This window comes from Streptomyces sp. NPDC028635, assembly GCF_040637635.1.
In the GTDB taxonomy this organism is placed as follows: domain Bacteria; phylum Actinomycetota; class Actinomycetes; order Streptomycetales; family Streptomycetaceae; genus Streptomyces.
In genome coordinates this window covers 29,138-49,952 of record NZ_JBEZWX010000024.1, presented here as the reverse complement: position 1 = coordinate 49,952, position 20,815 = coordinate 29,138, and the positions used below count along the sequence as shown (strand labels likewise).

Below are 20,815 nucleotides of genomic sequence, written 5' to 3'. Positions count from 1 at the left end.
GACTGTGTCCATGACTCCTACGACGGAGACCATGGTCGGGATCGGCGGCGCCGCGGAGAGCACCGACATGGTGCTCAACATCGGGCCTCAGCACCCGTCCACGCACGGCGTGCTGCGGCTGAAGCTCGTGCTGGACGGTGAGCGCATCATGCGCGCGGAGCCGGTGATCGGCTATATGCACCGCGGCGCGGAGAAGCTGTTCGAGGCGCGCGACTACCGCCAGATCATCGTGCTCGCCAACCGCCACGACTGGCTGTCGGCGTTCTCCAACGAGCTGGGCGTGGTGCTCGCCGTCGAGCGGATGCTCGGCATGGAGGTGCCCGAGCGCGCTGTGTGGACGCGCACGCTGCTCGCGGAGCTGAACCGGGTGCTGAACCACCTGATGTTCCTCGGCTCCTACCCGCTGGAGCTGGGCGGGATCACGCCGGTCTTCTACGCGTTCCGCGAGCGCGAGGTGCTGCAGAACGTCATGGAGGAGGTCTCCGGCGGACGCATGCACTACATGTTCAACCGCGTCGGCGGCCTCAAGGAGGACCTGCCGGCCGGCTGGAGCGCACGCGCGCGTGAGGCGGTGGCCGCCGTGCGCTCCCGTATGGACGTCTTCGACGACCTCGTCCTCGGCAACGAGATCTTCCGCGGGCGCACCCGCGACGTGGGCACGCTCGCGCCCGAGACGGTGCACGCGTACGGCGTGAGCGGCCCCATCGCGCGCGGCTCCGGCGTCGACTTCGACCTGCGCCGCGACGAGCCGTACCTGGCCTACGGGGAGCTGCAGGACACGCTGAAGGTGGTCACCCGGACCGAGGGCGACTGCCTGGCCCGCTTCGAGTGCCTGCTGGAACAGACGCACAATGCGCTCGACCTGGCCGACGCCTGCCTCGACCGGCTCGCGGAACTGCCGCCGGGACCGATCAACCAGCGGCTGCCGAAGGTCCTGAAGGCGCCCGAGGGCCACACGTACGCGTGGACCGAGAACCCGCTCGGGATCAACGGCTACTACCTGGTCAGCAAGGGCGAGAAGACGCCGTACCGGCTGAAGCTGCGCTCGGCGTCGTACAACAACATCCAGGCGCTGACCGAGCTGCTGCCCGGGACGCTGGTCGCGGACATGGTGGCGATCCTGGGGTCGATGTTCTTCGTGGTCGGCGACATCGACAAGTAGGTCGCACGGCCGGCACCGGCACGTGGCGTCACCCGGCGGTCAGCGGGTCGGGGACGCCGACGGGCTGGAGGAGCCAGCCGAAGTCGCCGAGGCCGCCCGGCGCGGTCAGCTCGGCGGCCTCACCGGCGCTCGCGAGGGCGCGCACATAAGCGGCGGGGTCCGTGGAGGCGAGGGTGAGCGGGGGGCGTGCGCCGGTGATGCCGAGGGCGCGCAGTGCCTCGCGCTGGGTCAGGGTCCGCCCGCCCGGCAGGGCGCACGCGTCCAGCGCCACGTGCGCCGTGATGTCGCACGATCCGTCCGGTACGGGAGCCATCTCGCGCCCCTGCCGGAAGCCCGTCAGCGTGCCGAACGGCGGGCGTGCCGCCGCCGTGTGCGCGTAGTCCACGGCCACCGCGAGCCCCCGCGCGACGCGGCCCACCGCCGCCGACCACGCCTCGTCGCGCGGCCGCCCGATCTCCGCGCGCAGCCCCGGCTCCCCGGCCAGCGGCCACCAGCGCGCCAGCCACGCGGCGTCCGCGCCCGACACGGGCTCGCCGAGCCGCTCGGTGCCGTCGCGCCGGACCAGCACCAGCCGCGCGGTGCCCGACGCGTCCACCTCGGCGACGTCGACGGGGACGTTGTCCAGCCACTCGTTGGCGAACAGCAGCCCGGTGATCTCCCGCGGCGGCTCGGTGAGCCACTCGATCCGGTGATCGAGCCCGGCGGGACGGGCGGCGATCTCGACGGCGCACACGCGCGTGCGTCGGGCCACCTCGGCGGGCAGAGCGGCCAGCACCCCGGCGGCCAGCTCCCCGCGCCCCGCGGCCATGTCCACGAAGTCCAGTCCGGCGGGCCGGCCCAGGGCCTCGTCCACCCGTACCAGCAGCGCCGCCACGGCTCGTGCGAACAGCGGGGATGCGTGCACCGACGTACGGAAGTGCCCGGCCGGGCCCTCCGGCCGACGGTAGAAACCGTGCGCGCCGTACAGCGCCTCCTCGGTCGCGGCCCGCCAGCCGCGCCGGCCGTTCGCGCCGCCCGCGCGGTCCGTCGTCTCCTCACCCACGCGCACAGAGTAGGCGTACAGGTGATCGCGGCCTCCACCTTGGGGAGTACGCTCGCCGGGCGGGGATCGACCCTCCGGTTGACCCCTGCACCTATCCCGCTTGCCTACGCTGGGTTACGTGCAGCGCCTCTACGACTTCCTCCGCAGACACCCGACCGGTGTCGACGCCTTCTGGGCCGTCGCCCTGTTCGGGGTCTCGCTGATGGCCGCGGGGGCCGGTCAGGCGAACCGGGGCACCGACGCCGCCGCGCTGCTCGTGCCGGTGACGCTGCTGCTGTGCCTGGTGGTCGCGCTGCGCCGGCGCATGCCGGAGAAGATGCTGCTGCTGGCCGTCGCGCTCGGGGTGGCGCAGCTCGCGCTGGACGTCGACACGATGACCCCGGACTTCGCGATGCTGGTGATCGTCTACACGGTCGCCGCGACCGGCGCGCGCTGGGCCTCCCGGCTCGCGCTGGCCATGGGCCTGAGCGCGGCCACCGTGGCGCAGCTGCGCTGGCCCAACGAGAACGCGAGCGTGGCGGGCAACGTCGCCCTGGTGGTGTTCCAGACCGTGCCCTTCGCCCTGGCCTGGGTGCTCGGCGACTCGATACGCACCCGGCGCGCCTACTACGCCCAGCTGGAGGAGCGCGCCGCCCGCCTGGAGAAGGAACGCGAGGCGCAGGCGAAGGTGGCGGTGGCCGCCGAGCGCGCCCGGATCGCGCGCGAGCTGCACGACGTGGTCGCGCACAACGTGTCCGTGATGGTGGTCCAGGCCGACGGCGCCGCCTATGTGCTGGACGCGGCCCCCGACCAGGCGAAGAAGGCCCTGGAGACGATCTCCTCCACCGGCCGGCAGGCCCTCGCCGAGATGCGCCGCCTGCTCGGCGTGCTGCGCACCGGCGAGCACCAGGAGGGCGGCGAGTACGTCCCGCAGCCCGATGTGGAGCAGATCGAGGACCTGGTCGAGCAGTGCCGGGGCTCCGGACTGCCCGTCGACTTCCGCGTCGAGGGCACGCCGCGCCCGCTGCCCAGTGGCGTCGAGCTGACCGCGTACCGGATCGTGCAGGAAGCGCTCACCAACACCCGCAAGCACGGCGGGCCGAACGCGGGCGCCAGCGTGCGCCTGGTGTACTTCGACGACGGGCTCGGCCTGCTCATCGAGGACGACGGCAAGGGCGCCCCGCACGAGTTGTACGAGGAGGGCGGCATCGACGGCAGGGGGCACGGTCTGATCGGCATGCGCGAGCGGGTCGGCATGGTCGGCGGCACCCTGGACGCCGGGCCGCGCCCGGGCGGAGGATTCCGCATCAGCGCCCTCCTGCCGCTCAAGCCGGCCCACTGACCGGCTATGTGACCGGCCCGGCCCACTCACCGACCCTGTGACTTCGAACGGAAGAGGCCCGATGACGATCCGCGTGATGCTCGTCGACGACCAGGTGCTGCTGCGCACCGGGTTCCGGATGGTGCTTGCCGCCCAGCCGGACATGGAGGTCGTCGCGGAGGCGGGCGACGGCGTCGAGGCCCTGCAGGTGCTGCGTTCGACGGCCGTCGACGTCGTCCTGATGGACGTGCGCATGCCGAAGCTGGACGGCGTGGAGACCACCCGGCGCATCTGCTCCGAGCCCGAACCGCCCAAGGTGCTCATCCTGACCACCTTCGACCTGGACGAGTACGCCTTCTCCGGGCTCAAGGCGGGTGCTTCCGGTTTCATGCTCAAGGACGTGCCGCCCGGCGACCTGCTCGCCGCGATCCGGGCCGTGCACAGCGGTGACGCGGTCGTCGCGCCGTCCACCACGCGCCGGCTGCTGGACCGGTTCGCGCCGATGCTGCCGTCCTCGGGCCGGGAGCCGCAGGCCAAGGAGCTGGAGCGGCTCACCGAGCGGGAGCGCGAGGTGATGGTGCTGGTCGCGCAGGGCCTGTCCAACGGCGAGATCGCCGCCCGGCTGGTGCTGTCGGAGGCGACCGTGAAGACCCATGTGGGCCGCATCCTGACCAAACTGGGGCTGCGCGACCGTGTGCAGGTGGTGGTCCTGGCGTACGAGACCGGGCTGGTGCGGGCCGGCGGACACGGCTGACCGGGTGGTGCGGCGCCGGTAGGGTGTCGGGCCATGCTCCTGTGGATCAACGGCCCCTTCGGTGGCGGCAAGACACAGACGGCTCATGAGATACGGCGCCGGCTTCCCGGCAGCGTCATCTGCGACCCCGAGCACGCCGGGTTCGGCCTGCGTCGCATGCTGCCGCCCGGACTGCGCGGAGACTTCCGTGACCTGCTCTCCTGGCGGCAGGGTGTCGTCGAGGTGCTCGACCTCGCGCTGACCGGGCACGAGGGTGTGGTGATCGTCCCCATGACGGTCACCGACTCCGGCTGTTTCGCCGAAACGGTCGGCCGGCTGCGCGAACGGGGCCATGACGTACGGCACTTCACGCTGCTCGCCGAGCGGGAGACCGTACTGAGGCGGCTGCGTGAGCGCGGCTTCGGTCACCTCCTGTTGTTCGCCGCCGGGAAGAACGCCGGGCTGCGCCGCGAGAGCTGGGCGGTGCAGCAGCTCGACCACTGCCTGGAGAGCCTGCGGGAACCGGAGTTCGCGGAGCATCTGTGGACCGACGACACCACGGTGCCCAAGACGGCCGACCGCATCGCCGTCCTGGCCGGACTGCGGCTGACCCCGAACACCGACAGCCGGCTGCGGACGCGGCTGCGGCGGACGGCGGTGGGGCTGCGCCACATCCGCTTCGACTGACGCCCGCCCTTCCGGCGGCCCCGAAGCGGTGGCCTACCGGAGGATCCCTTCCAGGAAGTCGCTGCCGAGCCGGGCCACCACCGTCACGTCCAATTGGTGCAGGACGTAGCGGCCGCGGCGGCGGGTGGTGATCAGGCCGGCCTTCTTCAGCACGCCGAGGTGGCGGGATATCTCGGGCGGCGACATGTCGTGCACACGGGCCAGCTCCCCCGTGGTGTACGCGCTGCGGGCCAGGTGGCGGCAGATGCGCATGCGCACCGGGTGGGACAGGGCGGTCATCCGCAGGGTGAGTTCCTCGACCGAGGTGGGCGCGGTCAGGTCGGGGGAGCCGACGGGGTAGTGCAGCAGGGGCTGCCAGCCCGCTCGGTGCAGGACGTTCAGATGCGGCCAGCCGAGACTGGTCGGGACGAGCAGCAGGCCGCCGCCCGCGGTGATCGTGAGGGCCTGGGCCAGCTTGTCCACGACGATGTGCCCGCGCTCCTCGTCGAGGCTCGTCGCGGGCGAGACCGCGGCCAGGGCCTCCGCGAGTCCCTTGCGTCGCAGCAGATCCGTCTTGTGCCGGGCATCGGCGGCCAGTTGGTGGCGCAGTCGCGCCCAGACGTCGGCGAAGAACGCCTCCTCGCAGTCCTGAAGGAAGCGACGCAGCCACGCCCGGACGCTGGGCGGGTCGTCCAGCAGCCGCTTGGTGAAACGCACCTGCCGGGGCCCTCGGGAGGCGGCCACCTCCAGGGCCCGGCAGCGCACCGCCGGATCGTCCAGGATTCCGACCTGCGGCGCGGCGGTCGCCGGGGTGCAGGTGAACTCCAGGGCGGCGTCGACGAACTGCGCGTCCGTCAGTTCGTCCAGCAGGTCGAGGTCCTCGGCGAGCGTGGCCCCGGGCAGGGTGCTGCCGCCGGGGATGCCGGCGAAGGGCAGGAACAGGTCGGAGAACGTCGTCCGCCACAGGAAGTCGGCCTCGCACATCCGGTCGGCCAGATGCGGGTCGAGCCGGGCCGTCACCCCGGTCACCCAGCCCTGCAGTCCCGGATGGTGGCCCGGTTCGGACAGCGCGTGCAGCGCCATGCCGAGTTCGGCCAGGGCGGAGGGCACGACGGCCACCTGCTCCGGCCGCAGCCCCGTGATGTCGATGCGCACGCTCATGTGCCCATCGTGCACCCCACCACTGACAGCGCCCCCGCCGATTGACGGCGACCGTCAATCGGCGGGACGTACGCGGCGGACCGGACGCAGGCTGGAGGCACCGGGGCCGCCGCGGAGCCTTCCGGACCCTTCCCGAACTCCCTGTCCCCGCACGTCACACCCCGAAGAGGCGATCCGCCATGAGCATCACCCAGCAGTACCTCCTCGACGCCCACCGCGCCCGGCAGCACGGCGAGGCGGCCCCGCCCGCGCCGGGCAGCCACGCGTGGCGGCTGGTGCGCGAGCTGCGCGACCACGGCCGGTTCCGCGCGGTGCTCGCCGGGCGCCCGGCCCGCGGTCGGCTGTGGTGGCGGCTGCGGTCGCGGCGCGCGGACGTCAGCCGGCGAGCGCACGCACGCGTGTGACGAAGTCGGCCACCGCGGCGCGCACGTCGGCCTCGCTCCACTCCAGGCCGGCGGCGCGCACCGTGACCTCGGTGCGGGACAGACCCGGTCCGGCCTGCTCCCACGGGCTCTGGAAGAGCAGCGTCCCGGTCTCCTCACCCTGACGCACCGCCGCCTCGGACAGCGGCCGAGGGTCGTAGGGCAGCCAGACCTGGAACTGGTGGGTGTGCGGCACCTCGGGGTGCACGCGCGCCCAGGGCAGGCCGGACTCGGCGAACCCCTCGCGCAGAGCGGTGGCGACCACGCGCGCGTGCGCCACGTACTCCGGCAGCCGGGGCAGCTCCCACTCGAGACCGGCGAGCGCCGTGAGCACGGCCGGGAACTGCTGCAGGATCATGCCGCCGTACCGGTGCCGCCAGGTCTTCGCCTCCTCCACCAGCGTCGCGGGGCCGGCGAGGGCGGCGCCGCCGAAGCCGTCGAGGGACTTGTAGAACGACACGTACACGCTGTCGGCCAGGCCGGCGATCTCCGTCAGCGGGCGGCCGAAGTGGGACGTTGCCTCCCACAGCCGCGCGCCGTCGATGTGCACCACCGCGTCGCGTTCGCGCGCCGCCTCCACGACCCCGGTGAGCTCCTCCCAGGACGGCAGCAGGAATCCCGCGTCACGCAGCGGCAGCTCCAGCATCAGCGCCCCGAACGGCTCCGGGAAGGCACGCACCTCCTCGGCCGTCGGCATCCGCGGCGCGCTCGTCACCGGGACCGTGCGCAACCCGCTGACCACGGAGAACGCCCCGCCCTCGTGCACCTGGGGGTGGGCCAGCGCGTGCAGGGCGACGGTGGGGTCGCCGGTGCGGGCCGCCCAGCAGCGCAGGGCGACCTGCTGTGCCATCGTGCCGGTCGGGAAGAACGCGGCCGCCTCGGTGCCGAGCAGCTCCGCGACCCGGGCCTCCAGGGTCTCGACGATGCCGTCGCCGTACTGATCGGGGCGGTCGTCGAGGTCGTGCAGCTGCGCCGCGCGCTCCAGGAACGCCAGGCGCTCCCGCAGGGTGGCCAGATAGCCGGGGCGTGAGAGCACCCGTTGCGCGCCCCTGTGTGCGACAAGGCGCCGGTCGCGCATCTGCTCGCGCAACCCGTCGGCCGCCGGTTCGTCCGTGTGCCGCGCCGGGTCGCTCGTCTCGTCCGCCCGCCGTCCGTCCTGCTCCGCCGCATCGCTCATGCGCGCGATCATGCCGTGCGCCGGGTGAGGCGGGCATCCGCATTTCGCGCCGCGCCCCACCGCAGGCACGCGCATGCCCCGCCGCGCCCCACCGCAGGCATGCGCAGGTCCCTGCCTCGCCCCCACCGCAGGCATGCGCAGGTCCCTGCCTCGCCCCCACCGCAGGGCCTCCGCGCGGGGCGTGGCGTAACCCACAGCCTGTGGACGAACGGACGCCTGGCGACCCGATAGCGTTAACATGACGAGAAATCGTCCGGTACCCGGAGCGGACTGGAACGGAAGGCCCCCGTCGCGTGAGTACAAGCCAGCAGCCAGATCCCAGGGACCGCCCCGCGCGGCTCACTGTCGGCGTCGTCGGCGCCGGGCGCGTGGGCCCCGCGCTCGCCGCCTCCCTCCAGCTCGCCGGGCACCGCCCGGTCGCCGTCTCCGGGGTCTCCGACGCCTCCCGCCGGCGCGCCGCGCTCCTGCTGCCCGACGTGCCCCTCGTGCCGCCCGCCGAGGTCCTCCAGCGCGCCGACCTGGTCCTGCTCACCGTCCCCGACGACACCCTGCCCGCCCTCGTCGCGGGCCTCGCCGAGACCGGCGCCGTCCGGCCGGGCCAGCTCCTCGTGCACACCTCCGGTCGGTACGGCGCGAAGGTGCTCGACCCGGCGCTGCGCGCGGGCGCGCTGCCGCTGGCCCTGCACCCGGCGATGACGTTCACCGGCACGCCCGTGGACGTGCAGCGCCTGGCCGGCTGCTCCTTCGGCGTCACCGCGCCCGAGGAGCTGCGGCTGGCCGCCGAGGCCCTGGTGATCGAGATGGGCGGCGAACCGGAGTGGATCGCCGAGGAGAGGCGCCCGCTGTACCACGCGGCGCTCGCCCTCGGCGCGAACCACCTGGTCACCCTGGTCGCCCAGTCCATGGAACTGCTGCGCGAGGCCGGCGTCGAGGCCCCCGACCGGATGCTCGGCCCGCTGCTGGGCGCCGCCCTCGACAACGCCCTGCGCTCCGGCGACGCCGCCCTGACCGGCCCCGTCGCGCGCGGGGACGCCGGCACGGTCGCCGCGCACGTCGAAGAGCTGCGCAAGCACGCGCCGCAGACCGTCGCCGGGTACCTGGCGATGGCCCGTGCGACCGCCGACCGGGCGCTCGCCCACGGACTGCTCAAGCCGGAACTCGCGCAGGACCTCCTCGGGGTACTCGCCACCGGCACCGACGGGATCGACGGCACCGAAGGGGACGCCCGATGACCATCACCTTGCTGCGCACCGCCGGCGAACTCCACGCACGCACGCGTGGCGGCCGCCGCGCCGTCGTGATGACCATGGGCGCCCTGCACGAGGGTCACGCCACGCTCATCCGCACCGCGCGCGGGGTCGCCGGCGCCGACGGCGAGGTCGTCGTCACCGTCTTCGTCAACCCCCTGCAGTTCGGCAAGGGCGAGGACCTCGACCGCTACCCGCGCACCCTGGACGCCGACCTCAAGATCGCCGAGCAGGCCGGAGCGGACGCCGTCTTCGCGCCGTCCGTGGAAGAGGTCTACCCGGGCGGCGAACCGCAGGTCCGCATCAGCGCCGGCCCCATGGGGGAGCGGCTGGAGGGCTCCTCGCGCCCCGGCCACTTCGACGGCATGCTCACCGTCGTCGGCAAGCTGCTGCACCTCACCCGCCCCGACGTCGCCCTGTACGGCCAGAAGGACGCCCAGCAGCTCGCCCTGATCCGGCGCATGGTGCGCGACCTGAACTTCGGCGTCGAGATCGTCGGCGTGCCCACCGTCCGCGAGGACGACGGGCTCGCCCTGTCCAGCCGCAACCGCTACCTGTCCCCGCAGGAGCGGCACACCGCGCTCGCGCTGTCCCGCGCGCTGTTCGCCGGCCGCGACCGGCACGCCGCCCAGGAGGCGCTGCGCGCACGCGCGCGTGAGGTGCCCGCCACGCACGCGCGTGCCGAAGCCCTCAGCGCCCTCGGCGAGTCCCGCGCCGCCGCCGACGCGCACGCCGTGGCGACCGTCGCCCCCGGCGGCCCGGCCGCCGTACGCGCCGCCGCGCGAGCCGTCCTCGACGAGGCCGCCCGCCTGGACCCGCCGCTCGTACTGGACTACCTCGCACTCGTCGACCCGTCCGACTTCACCGAGATCGAGGACGACTTCACCGGCGAGGCCGTCCTCGCCGTCGCCGCCCGGGTCGGCGCGACCCGGCTGATCGACAACCTTCCTCTCACCTTCGGAGCCGCCTCGTGACCAGCACAGGCATACGACTGCACGCGCCCGCCCCCGGGTGGTCCATCGCCGCGGACGTGGTGGTCGTCGGCTCCGGCGTCGCCGGCCTGACCGCGGCCCTGCGCTGCGAGGCCGCCGGCCTGAACACGGTCGTCGTCACCAAGGCCCGCCTCGACGACGGCTCCACCCGCTGGGCGCAGGGCGGCATCGCCGCCGCCCTCGGCGAGGGCGACACCCCCGAGGAGCACCTCGAGGACACCCTCGTCGCCGGTGCCGGCCTGTGCGACGAGGAAGCCGTGCGCGTCCTGGTCACCGAGGGCCCCGACGCGGTACGGCGGCTCATCGCGACCGGCGCCCACTTCGACGAGTCCGACGAGGGCGGCCTCCAGCTCACCCGCGAGGGCGGCCACCACCGGCGCCGTATCGCCCACGCGGGCGGCGACGCCACCGGCGCGGAGGTCTCCAGGGCCCTCGTCGAGGCCGTACGCGCGCGGGGGATGCGCACCATCGAGAACGCGCTCGTGCTCGACCTGCTCACCGACGCCGACGGCCGCACCGCGGGCGTCACCCTGCACGTCATGGGCGAGGGCCAGCACGACGGCGTGGGCGCCGTGCACGCGCCCGCCGTCGTCCTCGCCACCGGCGGCATGGGCCAGGTGTTCTCCGCGACCACCAACCCGTCCGTGTCCACGGGCGACGGTGTGGCGCTCGCCCTGCGCGCGGGCGCGGAGATCTCCGACCTGGAGTTCATGCAGTTCCACCCGACCGTGCTCTTCCTCGGGCCCGACGCCGAAGGCCAGCAGCCGCTGGTCTCGGAGGCGGTGCGCGGCGAGGGCGCCCACCTGGTCGACGCCGACGGTGTGCGCTTCATGGTCGGGCAGCACGAACTGGCCGAGCTGGCGCCGCGCGACATCGTCGCCAAGGGCATCCTGCGCCGCATGCTGGAGCAGGACGCCGAGCACATGTTCCTCGACGCCCGGCACTTCGGCGCCGAGATGTGGGAGCAGCGCTTCCCGACCATCCTCGCCGCCTGCCGCGCCCACGGCATCGACCCCGTCCACGAGCCCATCCCGATCGCCCCGGCCGCGCACTACGCCTCCGGCGGCGTGCGCACCGACCCCCGGGGCCGCACCACCGTGCCCGGGCTGTACGCGTGCGGCGAGGTCGCCTGCACCGGCGTGCACGGCGCGAACCGGCTCGCCTCCAACTCGCTGCTGGAGGGCCTGGTCTACGCCGAGCGCATCGCGGCCGACATCGCCGCCAGCCACGCCGCGAGCGGCCTGCACGCGCGTGTGCCCGAGCCGGTGCCGTACCCGGACAAGCCGGCGTTCCCGCTGCTCGCTCCCGAGACCCGGTTCGCCGTCCAGCGGATCATGACCGAGGGCGCGGGCGTGCTGCGCTCCGCCGAGTCCCTCGCCAGGGCCGCCGACCAGCTCCAGCGCCTGCACGCCGAGGCCCGCGACGCGCTGGAGGAGAACGGCAAGACGGCCGAGCCCGGCGTCGACACCTGGGAGGCCACCAACCTCCTGTGCGTGGCGCGCGTCCTGGTCGCCGCCGCCCAGCAGCGCGAGGAGACCCGCGGCTGCCACTGGCGCGAGGACCGCACCGAGCGCGACGACACCCACTGGCGCCGCCACATCGTCGTGACGCTGAATCCGGACCGGTCGCTCGCCGTGCACACCACCGACACCGCCGACTTCCCCCCGACCCGCCCCGAGGCCCCCGCGCCCCGGCGTCCCCAGGAGCAGTGACCCAAGTGACCGATCAGGACCTTCCCCTCGCCTCGAACGGCGGCTGCGGCGACGGCTGCGCGTGCGGCGCGGACACCGACGAGGAGTACCTGGAGTGCGGCCTCGACCCCGCGCTCGCCGAACTCCTGGCCGATGCCGGACTCGACCCGGTCGAGGTCGAGGACATCGCCAACGTCGCCATCCAGGAGGACCTGGACGGCGGCGTGGACGTGACGACCGTCGCGACCATCCCCGAGGACGCCGTCGCCACGGCCGACTTCACCGCGCGTGAGGCGGGCGTCGTCGCCGGCCTGCGGGTCGCCGAGGCGGTGCTCTCGGTCGTGTGCACCGACGAGTTCGAGGTCGAGCGCCACGTCGAGGACGGCGACCGCGTCGAGGCCGGGCAGAAGCTGCTGTCGGTCACCACGCGCACGCGTGACCTGCTCACCGCCGAGCGCAGCGCCCTGAACATCCTGTGCCGCCTGTCCGGCATCGCCACCGCCACGCGCGCGTGGGCCGACGTGCTGGACGGCACGAAGACACGCGTGCGTGACACGCGCAAGACGACGCCGGGCCTGCGTTCGCTGGAGAAGTTCGCGGTGCGCTGCGGCGGCGGCGTCAACCACCGTATGTCGCTGTCCGACGCCGCCCTGGTCAAGGACAACCACGTCGTCGCCGCGGGCGGTGTCGCCCAGGCCTTCAAGGCCGTACGCGAGGCGTTCCCGGAGGTGCCGATCGAGGTCGAGGTCGACACGCTGCACCAGCTGCGCGAGGTCGTGGAGGCCGGCGCGGACCTGATCCTGCTGGACAACTTCACGCCGGCCGAGTGCGCCGAGGCCGTCGGGATCGTCGGCGGGCGGGCGCTGCTGGAGGCGTCGGGCCGACTGACGCTCGACACCGCGCGCGCGTATGCCGAGACCGGCGTGGACTTCCTCGCCGTCGGCGCCCTCACCCACTCCTCGCCGATCCTCGACATCGGCCTGGACCTGCGCGAGGCGGAGTAGGGACCGGCCATGCTGCTGACGATCGACGTAGGCAACACGCACACCGTCCTCGGGCTGTTCGACGGGGAGGAGATCGTCGAGCACTGGCGCATCTCCACCGACGCCCGCCGCACCGCCGACGAGCTGGCGGTCCTCCTCCAGGGCCTGATGGGCATGCACCCGTTGCTCGGCGACGGCCTCGGCGACGGCATCGACGGCATCGCCATCTGCGCGACCGTCCCGTCGGTGCTGCACGAGCTGCGCGAGGTCACCCGCCGCTACTACGGCGACGTCCCCGCGGTCCTCGTCGAACCCGGTGTGAAGACGGGCGTGCCGATCCTCTTCGACAACCCCAAGGAGGTCGGCGCCGACCGCATCATCAACGCGGTCGCGGCGAACGAGCTGTACGGCGGCCCGGCGATCGTCGTCGACTTCGGGACGGCGACCACGTTCGACGCGGTCTCCGCGCGCGGGGAGTACGTCGGCGGTGTCATCGCGCCCGGCATCGAGATCTCCGTCGAGGCGCTCGGCGTGCGGGCCGCGATGCTGCGCAAGATCGAGGTCGCCCGGCCGCGCAGCGTCATCGGCAAGAACACCGTCGAGGCCATGCAGGCCGGCATCGTGTACGGCTTCGCCGGCCAGGTCGACGGCGTCGTCAGCCGCATGGCCCGCGAACTCGCCGACGACCCCGAGGACGTCACGGTCATCGCCACGGGCGGCCTGGCCCCGATGGTGCTCGGCGAGTCCTCGGTCATCGACGAGCACGAGCCGTGGCTGACGCTGATCGGCCTGCGCATGGTCTACGAGCGGAACGTCTCCCGCACCTGAGACCGCGCGCCGCCGGCCCCGGTGCGGTGACGGGGCGACGCGCTCCGGTGCCGGAGGACGCCGAGGCGGACCTGCCCCTGCGGCGCACGCCGCCCAGGCAGGGGCGTGGGCGGCGCAACCTCGCCGCGTCGCCCCGGCGGCGGCCATCCCATCGGCGGCGTCGGCCCGGCCGGGCCCGCTGATCATCTGGGAGCACCCCTCCCGGGCGGCGTGGCCCGGCCGCCTTTCCATACGGCGGCGGCCACCCCCGCGAGGGGCGGGCCGCGCACCCCGAACCGCACCGCGTACCGCGTGTCCGTCCCGCGGCGGGTCACCCGGCGGGCCGCGCACCGGCACCGCGCGTTCGCCTTGCGCCCGGGCCGGCCGGGTCGTGCACCGGCACCGCGCGTTGGCCCTGCACCCGGGCCGGCCGGGTCGCGCACCGGCACCGCGGGTTCGCCTTGCACCCGGGCCGGCCGGGTCGTGCACCGGCGCCGTGCGTTCGCCCCGGACCCGGTCCGGGCGGCAGGCGTGCGGGCCGCGTACCGGCACGCGTGCGTCCGTCCGGGGGCGGCCGGATTCCGGCCCCCTTGGTGGCCGGTCGGCCGTCCGGACCGCAGGCCGGAGAGCGGCGCGGTCTCAGCGTCGGTGCACCCGCGCCGCGTCGGGACGACAGGGGCCGTGTGCCGCGAGGCGCCGGTCCCGCAGCACGCGGGTGATCATGCGGCGCCCACCCGGGTGGCTCGGTGCGCCACGCCCCGGCGATGTGTCTGGTTTGTCTGATTAGCGCGTATGGTCGCCGCATGCCCACGCCATACGGATCCCGCGGCGGCATGGCGTTCGGCGTGGAGGAGCTGCGTGTGCTCCGCCGCGCTCTCGCCCTCGCCCTGAACCCCGCCCCCGCCTCGGCCGAGGACGTCCAGGACTGTCTCCGCCTCGCCGAGTCCCTCGACGAGGCGATGCGCGAGGGCGCCCGCCTGCGGGCCTTCCTCGTGGCCGACCTCGGCCGCTACCGCGCCGCGCTTCCGGGCACCGCCGCCGGCTACCTCACCCTGCTCGAGGAGGCGCTGGGTGCCGGATACCGGCCGGACCCCGACGACCTGGCCGCCCTGCGCGCCCTGCGCGCCAACCCCGTGGCGGCCGCACTGCTCGACCGATGCCGGGTGATGGCCGAGCAGGATGTGCGGGCCCGCCTGGCGCGCGGCACGGCCGCTCGCGGCGCCACCGTCACGGCCGTACCGACCGTGCCCGCCTGCCGCACCCGTCTGCTCGCGCTGCCGGGCGGCCGTACGGCGGCGGACGACCGCCCCGCGGCCGGTGACGGCGACAAGCAGGAGAAGCGACCCGCGCAGAAGCCGTCGCCCGCCACCCCGCCGTCGCCCTCGGGCCCCGCCCCGGACCGCCGCCCCATCCCCACCCCCGGCGAGGTCTTCCCCCGCCGCAAGCCCGCGCCCTCGCCCGGCAAGCCGCCCCAGCAGCTGGTGGCCGGCTGACGCCTCCCATTTCATCCATCCGGGCGGGAGCGGCCGAATCGTCCGACCCCGCCCGGATTCCGCACGCGCGCGTGGCTACTCTGGAGCCATGGACTACGTCTCCGCGCTCCTGCCCCCGGTCGTGATGGCCGTGTTCTTCATCGGCGTGATCCGGGTGATCGTCAAGACCCAGGGCGGCGCCAACAAGGCCAAGGAGGATGCGGCCGTCGACGCCGCCCTCGCGCGCGCCGAGGGGGCCCGCCAGGCCTCCGCCGCCGGCGACGCCTGACCGACCGCCGCCCGGCCGCCGTACGATCGCCTCGCAGCTGCTCGGCGACCACTGGACGGCCGCCTGATGGCAGGCTGACGCAGCCGTCCACCGTGTCGGCCGGCCCCGCGGCCGCGTCCCGGCGTACGACTCCCCGCACAGCTTCCGCTGCCGAGTCGTACGCCCTTTTTGTTCGCGTTTGCCGTCGAAAGCGCACGTCCGGCACGCCAATGGGGAGATGTCCCACTATTGTCGAGCTGTGCCTCGCCCATTGGGAGAACTCGAAGACGCGGTCATGACGCGGGTGTGGAAGTGGAACCGCCCCGTCACGGTTCGAGAAGTCCTTGAAGATCTGCAACAGGAACGGTCGATCGCCTACACCACGGTCATGACCGTTTTGGACAATCTCCATCAGAAGGGCTGGGTGCGCCGCGAAGCGGAAGGCCGGGCCTATCGATATGAGGCGGTCTCCACGCGGGCCGCCTACGCCGCCGCCCTGATGAACGACGCGTGGGCGCAGAGCGACAACCCCGCCGCCGCTCTCGTCGCCTTCTTCGGCATGATGAGCGACGAACAACGGCAGGCCTTGCGGGACGCCCTGCGCATCATCCGCGACGCCGGCGAGGAACCCGTAGCCGAAACAGCGGCCGCTCCCGAAGGCACGGAAGGCGCCGGCCCGAACGCCGCCGATGCGGTCGACGCACAGGAGAACCCCGACTCGGCAACGCGAGGCGGCGGGCGATAGCGTCCCGTCATGTCCGCACGAAGCCCGGAACCCACCGCTAAAGCCATCACCGTCCGGCGGGCGCGCACCAGCGATGTCCCCGCCGTGCGCCGACTCCTCGACGCCTACGCCCGTGACGGCATCCTGCTCGACAAAGCGATGGTGACGCTTTACGAGGACATCCAGGAGTTCTGGGTCGCGGAACGCGACGACAACGCCGAGGTGGTCGGCTGCGGCGCGCTGCACGTGATGTGGGAAGACCTCGCGGAAGTGCGCACTCTCGCCGTGAAGCCCGGTCTGAAGGGGGCGGGCGTCGGCCACCGGGTGCTGGAGAAGTTGCTGCAGACCGCCCGCTGGCTGGGGGTTCGCCGCGTATTCTGTCTGACCTTCGAAGTCGACTTCTTCGGCAAGCACGGCTTCGTGGAGATCGGTGAGACACCGGTCGACCGCGATGTGTACGCGGAGCTCCTGCGTTCCTATGACGAGGGTGTCGCGGAGTTCCTCGGTCTCGAACGAGTGAAACCGAACACCCTGGGCAACAGCCGGATGCTTCTCCATCTGTGATCGCCGGGGCCAACGGGCAAGCGGGTCAACGCCTATTCGGCGCGACGGCAGGCTGCCCCGGTTCCCTATGTCCGAAACGCACATGTTTCCGTCCCGGAGCGGGCGGAGCGGTCTCTGCCAGGGGTTTGTGTTTTTCCGGCAAAAGCGGTTTGCTTTCCGACGTACTGCCGTACTGCATATAACAGGGGCGGTGGCGAAACGGGCGGACGCCACGCACCCCGACCCTCAGCGTTTTCGATGAAAGGAAATCCGGTGGCACAGAAGGTTCAGGTCCTTCTTGTCGACGACCTCGACGGCGGCGAGGCAGACGAGACCGTGACGTTCGCGCTGGACGGCAAGACGTACGAGATCGATCTCACGACCGCCAATGCGGACAAGCTGCGCGGCCTTCTCGAGCCGTACGTGAAGAATGGGCGTCGTACCGGAGGCCGCGCCTCGGGCGGTCGTGGAAAGGCCCGCGCCGCCGCTTCCGGCGGTACGCAGGACACCGCCGCGATCCGCGCCTGGGCCAAGGAGAACGGCTACGAGGTCAATGACCGCGGCCGCGTTCCCGCGTCCATTCGCGAGGCCTACGAGAAGGCCAACGGCTGAGCGCACGCGCGCCGCAGGCGGATCCGGTGGCACCGCGTGGCCACCGTGTCCACCACGCGTACGAGATCGGGGGTGCCCGCACGGCCCCCCAGCGCCGACATCGTCGGCAGCGAGGACTCGGCCTCGCTCCCCGGAACGGGGGGCCGCAGCCATACGGCGGCCCCCTGCGAAGCGGCTGAGCGGCCGATCCTGGCCGCCCACGCGCCGACCGCCCCGGTTCCGGCCGCCCGTGTGCCGACCCCTCGGGGGCCGGTCGGCGGGCCTGTCACGGCCGCCTCTTCCGGCCCGGCTCCGGCCCGCGCCCCCGCTCGGGAGGCCGTCGGCCCCTCCAGCCTCTGCGGCCCCTTGATCCCGGCTGCGGCGGGCCCTCCCGGCACGCCGGCGGTCCACTGCCCGGCCCCCTCGGCCGACCACGCCGGCGCACTCACGCAGGACGCCCCCGGCGGCTCCCCGGGGAACGGCACCGGCGCAGGGGCCTCCAGCGTGCTTCCCGGGCCCAGGGCCCTGAGGTCCAGGGACGCGGCCAGCGGGCCCCACTCCAGCCACTCCAGCAGGCCCGGCAGCTCCTCGGCACTGCCCGGGGCCAGCAGGAGCCGCATCCGGTCCCCGTGCAGGGCCACGGGCGACGTGGGCGCCAGATGGCGCAGCGCCGCCCGCCCCGCCTCGGCCGGGACGTCCAGGACGTCGAAGCGCGGGCCCACGGAAAGTCGTACCGGCTCTCCGGGCACCACCGGCCAGCCCAGTTCGTTCTCGTACCAGTGCCGGAGCGGATCGGCCCGCTCGGGTGACCGCCGGGGGAAGGGGACCGTGGGCCATGGGGGGACTGCGCCAGCCATGCCAAGTGCAACAGCCGGAAACCCGTGCGGGTTACGCTGGGTGCTCCGATGAGTGCGCAGAGTTCCGGTCCCGGGGGTGCGCGGGGACGCCAGGAGGCGCAAGGTTGTTCGCCCGTAGCGGAGGGAAGCCGTGCACGCGGCATGGACTGTCCGTCGCAGCGGGTAAGACATCCCTAGTGGGAGGGGGCGACACGCGGCCCGGGAGGTCTCCCGTTCGCCATCGGCGTACTGGCGACTGGGGTAACTGCCTGGCCTGCGGGAACATCGTCTCGCACCATCGGGTTGGAGCAGATGTCGGCGTTCGGGGTCAGGAGGCCATCGACGGTGTCGGCAGTTGGAATGAGCGGTCCCCGCTTGCGGGACTAAGCTGCGGAAGGACAGGGAGGGGAAGTTCCCCCCACTGCCTGACCGCTCTGAGGAGCGATTAACGATGTTCGAGAGGTTCACCGACCGCGCGCGGCGGGTTGTCGTCCTGGCTCAGGAAGAAGCCCGGATGCTCAACCACAACTACATCGGCACCGAGCACATCCTCCTGGGCCTGATCCACGAGGGTGAGGGTGTCGCCGCCAAGGCCCTTGAGAGCCTCGGGATTTCGCTCGAGGCGGTCCGCCAGCAGGTGGAGGAGATCATCGGCCAGGGCCAGCAGGCCCCGTCCGGCCACATCCCCTTCACCCCCCGTGCCAAGAAGGTGCTGGAGCTCTCGCTGCGCGAGGCGCTGCAGCTGGGCCACAACTACATCGGCACGGAGCACATCCTGCTCGGCCTGATCCGTGAGGGCGAGGGCGTCGCCGCCCAGGTCCTGGTCAAGCTGGGCGCTGATCTGAACCGCGTGCGGCAGCAGGTGATCCAGCTGCTCTCCGGTTACCAGGGCAAGGAGACCGCCGCTGCCGGTGGTCCTGCCGAGGGCACCCCCTCCACGTCCCTGGTCCTCGACCAGTTCGGCCGGAACCTCACCCAGGCCGCCCGTGAGTCCAAGCTCGACCCGGTCATCGGGCGCGAGAAGGAGATCGAGCGGGTCATGCAGGTGCTGTCCCGCCGTACCAAGAACAACCCGGTCCTGATCGGTGAGCCCGGCGTCGGCAAGACCGCCGTCGTCGAGGGCCTCGCCCAGGCCATCGTCAAGGGCGAGGTGCCCGAGACCCTCAAGGACAAGCACCTCTACACCCTGGACCTCGGCGCGCTGGTCGCCGGCTCCCGCTACCGCGGTGACTTCGAGGAGCGCCTGAAGAAGGTGCTCAAGGAGATCCGCACCCGCGGCGACATCATCCTGTTCATCGACGAGCTGCACACGCTGGTCGGTGCGGGTGCCGCCGAGGGCGCCATCGACGCGGCCTCCATCCTGAAGCCGATGCTGGCCCGCGGTGAGCTGCAGACCATCGGTGCGACCACGCTGGACGAGTACCGCAAGCACCTGGAGAAGGACGCGGCCCTCGAGCGCCGCTTCCAGCCCATCCAGGTCGCCGAGCCGTCCCTGCCGCACACGATCGAGATCCTCAAGGGCCTGCGCGACCGGTACGAGGCGCACCACCGTGTCTCCATCACCGACGAGGCGCTGGTCCAGGCCGCCACCCTGGCCGACCGCTACATCTCCGACCGCTTCCTGCCGGACAAGGCGATCGACCTGATCGACGAGGCCGGCTCCCGGATGCGCATCCGCCGGATGACCGCTCCGCCGGACCTGCGCGAGTTCGACGAGAAGATCGCGGGTGTCCGCCGCGACAAGGAGTCCGCCATCGACTCCCAGGACTTCGAGAAGGCGGCGTCTCTCCGCGACAAGGAGAAGCAGCTGCTGGCGGCGAAGGCCAAGCGGGAGAAGGAGTGGAAGGCCGGCGACATGGACGTCGTCGCGGAGGTCGACGGCGAGCTGATCGCCGAGGTCCTCGCCACGGCCACCGGCATCCCGGTCTTCAAGCTGACCGAGGAGGAGTCCAGCCGCCTGCTCCGTATGGAGGAGGAGCTGCACAAGCGGGTCATCGGCCAGAACGACGCCGTCAAGGCGCTGTCGAAGGCGATCCGCCGTACGCGTGCCGGTCTGAAGGACCCCAAGCGTCCCGGTGGCTCGTTCATCTTCGCCGGCCCGTCCGGTGTCGGTAAGACCGAGCTGTCCAAGGCCCTCGCCGAGTTCCTCTTCGGTGACGAGGACGCGCTGATCTCCCTCGACATGTCGGAGTTCAGCGAGAAGCACACGGTGTCGCGTCTCTTCGGTTCGCCCCCCGGCTACGTGGGCTACGAAGAGGGCGGCCAGCTGACGGAGAAGGTGCGCCGCAAGCCGTTCTCGGTCGTCCTCTTCGACGAGGTCGAGAAGGCCCACCCGGACATCTTCAACTCGCTGTTGCAGATCCTGGAGGACGGTCGCCTGACCGACTCCCAGGGCCGGGTCGTGGACTTCAAGAACACGGTCATCATCATGACGACCAACCTCGGCACCCGGGACATCTCCAAGGGCTTCAACCTGGGCTTCGCCGCCGCGGGCGACACGAAGACCAACTACGAGCGCATGAAGAACAAGGTGTCGGACGAGCTGAAGCAGCACTTCCGTCCCGAGTTCCTCAACCGCGTCGACGACGTGGTCGTCTTCCCGCAGCTGACCCAGGACGACATCCTGCGGATCGTCGACCTGATGATCGGCAAGGTGGACGAGCGCCTGAAGGACCGGGACATGGGCATCGAGCTGTCCCAGGCCGCCAAGGAGCTGCTGTCCAAGAAGGGCTACGACCCGGTGATGGGCGCGCGGCCGCTGCGCCGCACGATCCAGCGGGAGATCGAGGACTCGCTGTCGGAGAAGATCCTCTTCGGCGAGGTGCGTCCCGGTCAGATCGTGGTCGTGGACACCGAGGGCGAGGGCGACGAGAAGACCTTCACCTTCCGCGGTGAGGAGAAGTCGGCGCTGCCCGACGTCCCGCCGATCGAGCAGGCGGCCGGCGGTGCCGGACCGAACCTGAGCAAGGACGCGTAAGCGCCGCGCTCGGCACCGGCC

Annotated in this window: 20 protein-coding genes; 16 read left to right on the top strand and 4 right to left on the bottom strand. The window is 72.8% G+C overall.

Annotated elements, in window-relative coordinates; translation table 11 throughout:
- The first annotated feature begins 10 nt into the window (after window positions 1-10).
- Complete coding sequence (locus AB0E88_RS23910) at window positions 11-1,162, top strand: NADH-quinone oxidoreductase subunit D (protein WP_361633774.1); 1,152 nt, start codon at window positions 11-13, stop codon at window positions 1,160-1,162.
- Between the two features lie 28 nt (window positions 1,163-1,190).
- On the opposite strand, the gene AB0E88_RS23905 is transcribed toward AB0E88_RS23910, so the two are convergent.
- Window positions 1,191-2,204 carry an SAM-dependent methyltransferase gene (locus AB0E88_RS23905; RefSeq protein ID WP_361633772.1) on the bottom strand — a complete coding sequence of 338 codons (1,014 nt, stop codon included), beginning with the start codon at window positions 2,202-2,204 and terminating at the stop codon, window positions 1,191-1,193.
- A gap of 118 nt (window positions 2,205-2,322) precedes the next feature.
- Here AB0E88_RS23905 and AB0E88_RS23900 point away from each other — a divergent pair, with 118 nt between their 5' ends.
- The 3 genes from AB0E88_RS23900 to AB0E88_RS23890 all read left to right on the top strand — a co-directional run bounded on the left by AB0E88_RS23900 (window position 2,323) and on the right by AB0E88_RS23890 (window position 4,924).
- A complete protein-coding gene (locus AB0E88_RS23900) occupies window positions 2,323-3,525 on the top strand; it encodes a sensor histidine kinase (RefSeq protein ID WP_361633769.1) in 1,203 nt (400 codons plus the stop codon).
- A 61-nt stretch (window positions 3,526-3,586) separates the two neighbouring features.
- Window positions 3,587-4,258, top strand: a complete 672-nt coding sequence (locus AB0E88_RS23895) for a response regulator transcription factor (RefSeq protein WP_361633767.1) — start codon at window positions 3,587-3,589, stop codon at window positions 4,256-4,258.
- A gap of 33 nt (window positions 4,259-4,291) precedes the next feature.
- Window positions 4,292-4,924 (top strand): AAA family ATPase, encoded by a 633-nt coding sequence (locus AB0E88_RS23890; RefSeq protein WP_361633764.1) that lies wholly within the window; start codon window positions 4,292-4,294, stop codon window positions 4,922-4,924.
- 33 nt (window positions 4,925-4,957) lie between these two features.
- On the opposite strand, the gene AB0E88_RS23885 is transcribed toward AB0E88_RS23890, so the two are convergent.
- A complete protein-coding gene (locus AB0E88_RS23885) occupies window positions 4,958-6,064 on the bottom strand; it encodes a DUF5937 family protein (protein WP_361633761.1) in 1,107 nt (368 codons plus the stop codon).
- A 179-nt stretch (window positions 6,065-6,243) separates the two neighbouring features.
- Between AB0E88_RS23885 and AB0E88_RS23880 the strand changes: the two genes are divergently transcribed.
- Window positions 6,244-6,468 carry a hypothetical protein gene (locus tag AB0E88_RS23880; RefSeq protein ID WP_361633758.1) on the top strand — a complete coding sequence of 75 codons (225 nt, stop codon included), beginning with the start codon at window positions 6,244-6,246 and terminating at the stop codon, window positions 6,466-6,468.
- On the opposite strand, the gene AB0E88_RS23875 is transcribed toward AB0E88_RS23880, so the two are convergent.
- Window positions 6,440-7,663: a beta-eliminating lyase-related protein gene (locus tag AB0E88_RS23875; RefSeq protein ID WP_361633755.1), complete on the bottom strand. Its 1,224-nt coding sequence runs from the start codon at window positions 7,661-7,663 to the stop codon at window positions 6,440-6,442. The two genes, AB0E88_RS23880 and AB0E88_RS23875, sit on opposite strands and share 29 nt — an antisense overlap.
- 293 nt (window positions 7,664-7,956) lie before the next feature.
- On the opposite strand from AB0E88_RS23875, the gene AB0E88_RS23870 reads away from it, so the two are divergent.
- The 10 genes from AB0E88_RS23870 to AB0E88_RS23825 all read left to right on the top strand — a co-directional run bounded on the left by AB0E88_RS23870 (window position 7,957) and on the right by AB0E88_RS23825 (window position 17,002).
- Window positions 7,957-8,895: a DUF2520 domain-containing protein gene (locus tag AB0E88_RS23870; protein WP_361633753.1), complete on the top strand. Its 939-nt coding sequence runs from the start codon at window positions 7,957-7,959 to the stop codon at window positions 8,893-8,895.
- A complete protein-coding gene (panC, locus tag AB0E88_RS23865; protein ID WP_361633750.1) occupies window positions 8,892-9,884 on the top strand; it encodes a pantoate--beta-alanine ligase in 993 nt (330 codons plus the stop codon). The genes AB0E88_RS23870 and panC overlap by 4 nt, the downstream gene beginning before the upstream one ends.
- Complete coding sequence (locus AB0E88_RS23860; RefSeq protein WP_361633747.1) at window positions 9,881-11,614, top strand: L-aspartate oxidase; 1,734 nt, start codon at window positions 9,881-9,883, stop codon at window positions 11,612-11,614. The genes panC and AB0E88_RS23860 overlap by 4 nt, the downstream gene beginning before the upstream one ends.
- A gap of 5 nt (window positions 11,615-11,619) precedes the next feature.
- The gene (gene nadC / locus AB0E88_RS23855) at window positions 11,620-12,597 is read left to right on the top strand and encodes a carboxylating nicotinate-nucleotide diphosphorylase (RefSeq protein ID WP_361633745.1); all 978 of its coding nucleotides are present in this window, start codon (window positions 11,620-11,622) and stop codon (window positions 12,595-12,597) included.
- A gap of 9 nt (window positions 12,598-12,606) precedes the next feature.
- A complete protein-coding gene (locus AB0E88_RS23850; protein WP_361633742.1) occupies window positions 12,607-13,404 on the top strand; it encodes a type III pantothenate kinase in 798 nt (265 codons plus the stop codon).
- A gap of 812 nt (window positions 13,405-14,216) precedes the next feature.
- Entirely contained in the window at window positions 14,217-14,876 is a 660-nt protein-coding gene (locus AB0E88_RS23845; RefSeq protein ID WP_361633920.1) for a hypothetical protein, read from the top strand.
- 88 nt (window positions 14,877-14,964) lie between these two features.
- Window positions 14,965-15,144 (top strand): hypothetical protein, encoded by a 180-nt coding sequence (locus tag AB0E88_RS23840; RefSeq protein ID WP_361633739.1) that lies wholly within the window; start codon window positions 14,965-14,967, stop codon window positions 15,142-15,144.
- Window positions 15,145-15,382: 238 nt separating this feature from the next.
- Window positions 15,383-15,868: a BlaI/MecI/CopY family transcriptional regulator gene (locus AB0E88_RS23835; protein ID WP_361633736.1), complete on the top strand. Its 486-nt coding sequence runs from the start codon at window positions 15,383-15,385 to the stop codon at window positions 15,866-15,868.
- A 9-nt stretch (window positions 15,869-15,877) separates the two neighbouring features.
- Complete coding sequence (locus AB0E88_RS23830; protein WP_361633733.1) at window positions 15,878-16,411, top strand: amino-acid N-acetyltransferase; 534 nt, start codon at window positions 15,878-15,880, stop codon at window positions 16,409-16,411.
- 252 nt (window positions 16,412-16,663) lie between these two features.
- A complete protein-coding gene (locus AB0E88_RS23825) occupies window positions 16,664-17,002 on the top strand; it encodes an Lsr2 family protein (RefSeq protein ID WP_361633730.1) in 339 nt (112 codons plus the stop codon).
- On the opposite strand, the gene AB0E88_RS23820 is transcribed toward AB0E88_RS23825, so the two are convergent.
- Complete coding sequence (locus tag AB0E88_RS23820; RefSeq protein WP_361633727.1) at window positions 16,981-17,838, bottom strand: SCO3374 family protein; 858 nt, start codon at window positions 17,836-17,838, stop codon at window positions 16,981-16,983. The two genes, AB0E88_RS23825 and AB0E88_RS23820, sit on opposite strands and share 22 nt — an antisense overlap.
- Before the next feature lie 430 nt (window positions 17,839-18,268).
- On the opposite strand from AB0E88_RS23820, the gene AB0E88_RS23815 reads away from it, so the two are divergent.
- Window positions 18,269-20,794: an ATP-dependent Clp protease ATP-binding subunit gene (locus tag AB0E88_RS23815; RefSeq protein WP_361633724.1), complete on the top strand. Its 2,526-nt coding sequence runs from the start codon at window positions 18,269-18,271 to the stop codon at window positions 20,792-20,794.
- Window positions 20,795-20,815: the final 21 nt, after the last annotated feature.

Bases quoted from the DNA above. Each gene is read 5' to 3' on its own strand.
- AB0E88_RS23910 (WP_361633774.1), top strand. From the start codon at position 11: ATGACTCCTACGACGGAGACCATGGTCGGGATCGGCGGCGCCGCGGAG.
- AB0E88_RS23895 (WP_361633767.1), top strand. From the start codon at position 3,587: ATGACGATCCGCGTGATGCTCGTCGACGACCAGGTGCTGCTGCGCACC.
- AB0E88_RS23890 (WP_361633764.1), top strand. From the start codon at position 4,292: ATGCTCCTGTGGATCAACGGCCCCTTCGGTGGCGGCAAGACACAGACG.
- AB0E88_RS23885 (WP_361633761.1), bottom strand. From the start codon at position 6,064: ATGAGCGTGCGCATCGACATCACGGGGCTGCGGCCGGAGCAGGTGGCC.
- AB0E88_RS23880 (WP_361633758.1), top strand. From the start codon at position 6,244: ATGAGCATCACCCAGCAGTACCTCCTCGACGCCCACCGCGCCCGGCAG.
- AB0E88_RS23875 (WP_361633755.1), bottom strand. From the start codon at position 7,663: ATGAGCGATGCGGCGGAGCAGGACGGACGGCGGGCGGACGAGACGAGC.
- panC (WP_361633750.1), top strand. From the start codon at position 8,892: ATGACCATCACCTTGCTGCGCACCGCCGGCGAACTCCACGCACGCACG.
- AB0E88_RS23850 (WP_361633742.1), top strand. From the start codon at position 12,607: ATGCTGCTGACGATCGACGTAGGCAACACGCACACCGTCCTCGGGCTG.
- AB0E88_RS23845 (WP_361633920.1), top strand. From the start codon at position 14,217: ATGGCGTTCGGCGTGGAGGAGCTGCGTGTGCTCCGCCGCGCTCTCGCC.
- AB0E88_RS23840 (WP_361633739.1), top strand. From the start codon at position 14,965: ATGGACTACGTCTCCGCGCTCCTGCCCCCGGTCGTGATGGCCGTGTTC.
- AB0E88_RS23830 (WP_361633733.1), top strand. From the start codon at position 15,878: ATGTCCGCACGAAGCCCGGAACCCACCGCTAAAGCCATCACCGTCCGG.
- AB0E88_RS23820 (WP_361633727.1), bottom strand. From the start codon at position 17,838: ATGGCTGGCGCAGTCCCCCCATGGCCCACGGTCCCCTTCCCCCGGCGG.
- AB0E88_RS23815 (WP_361633724.1), top strand. From the start codon at position 18,269: ATGTTCGAGAGGTTCACCGACCGCGCGCGGCGGGTTGTCGTCCTGGCT.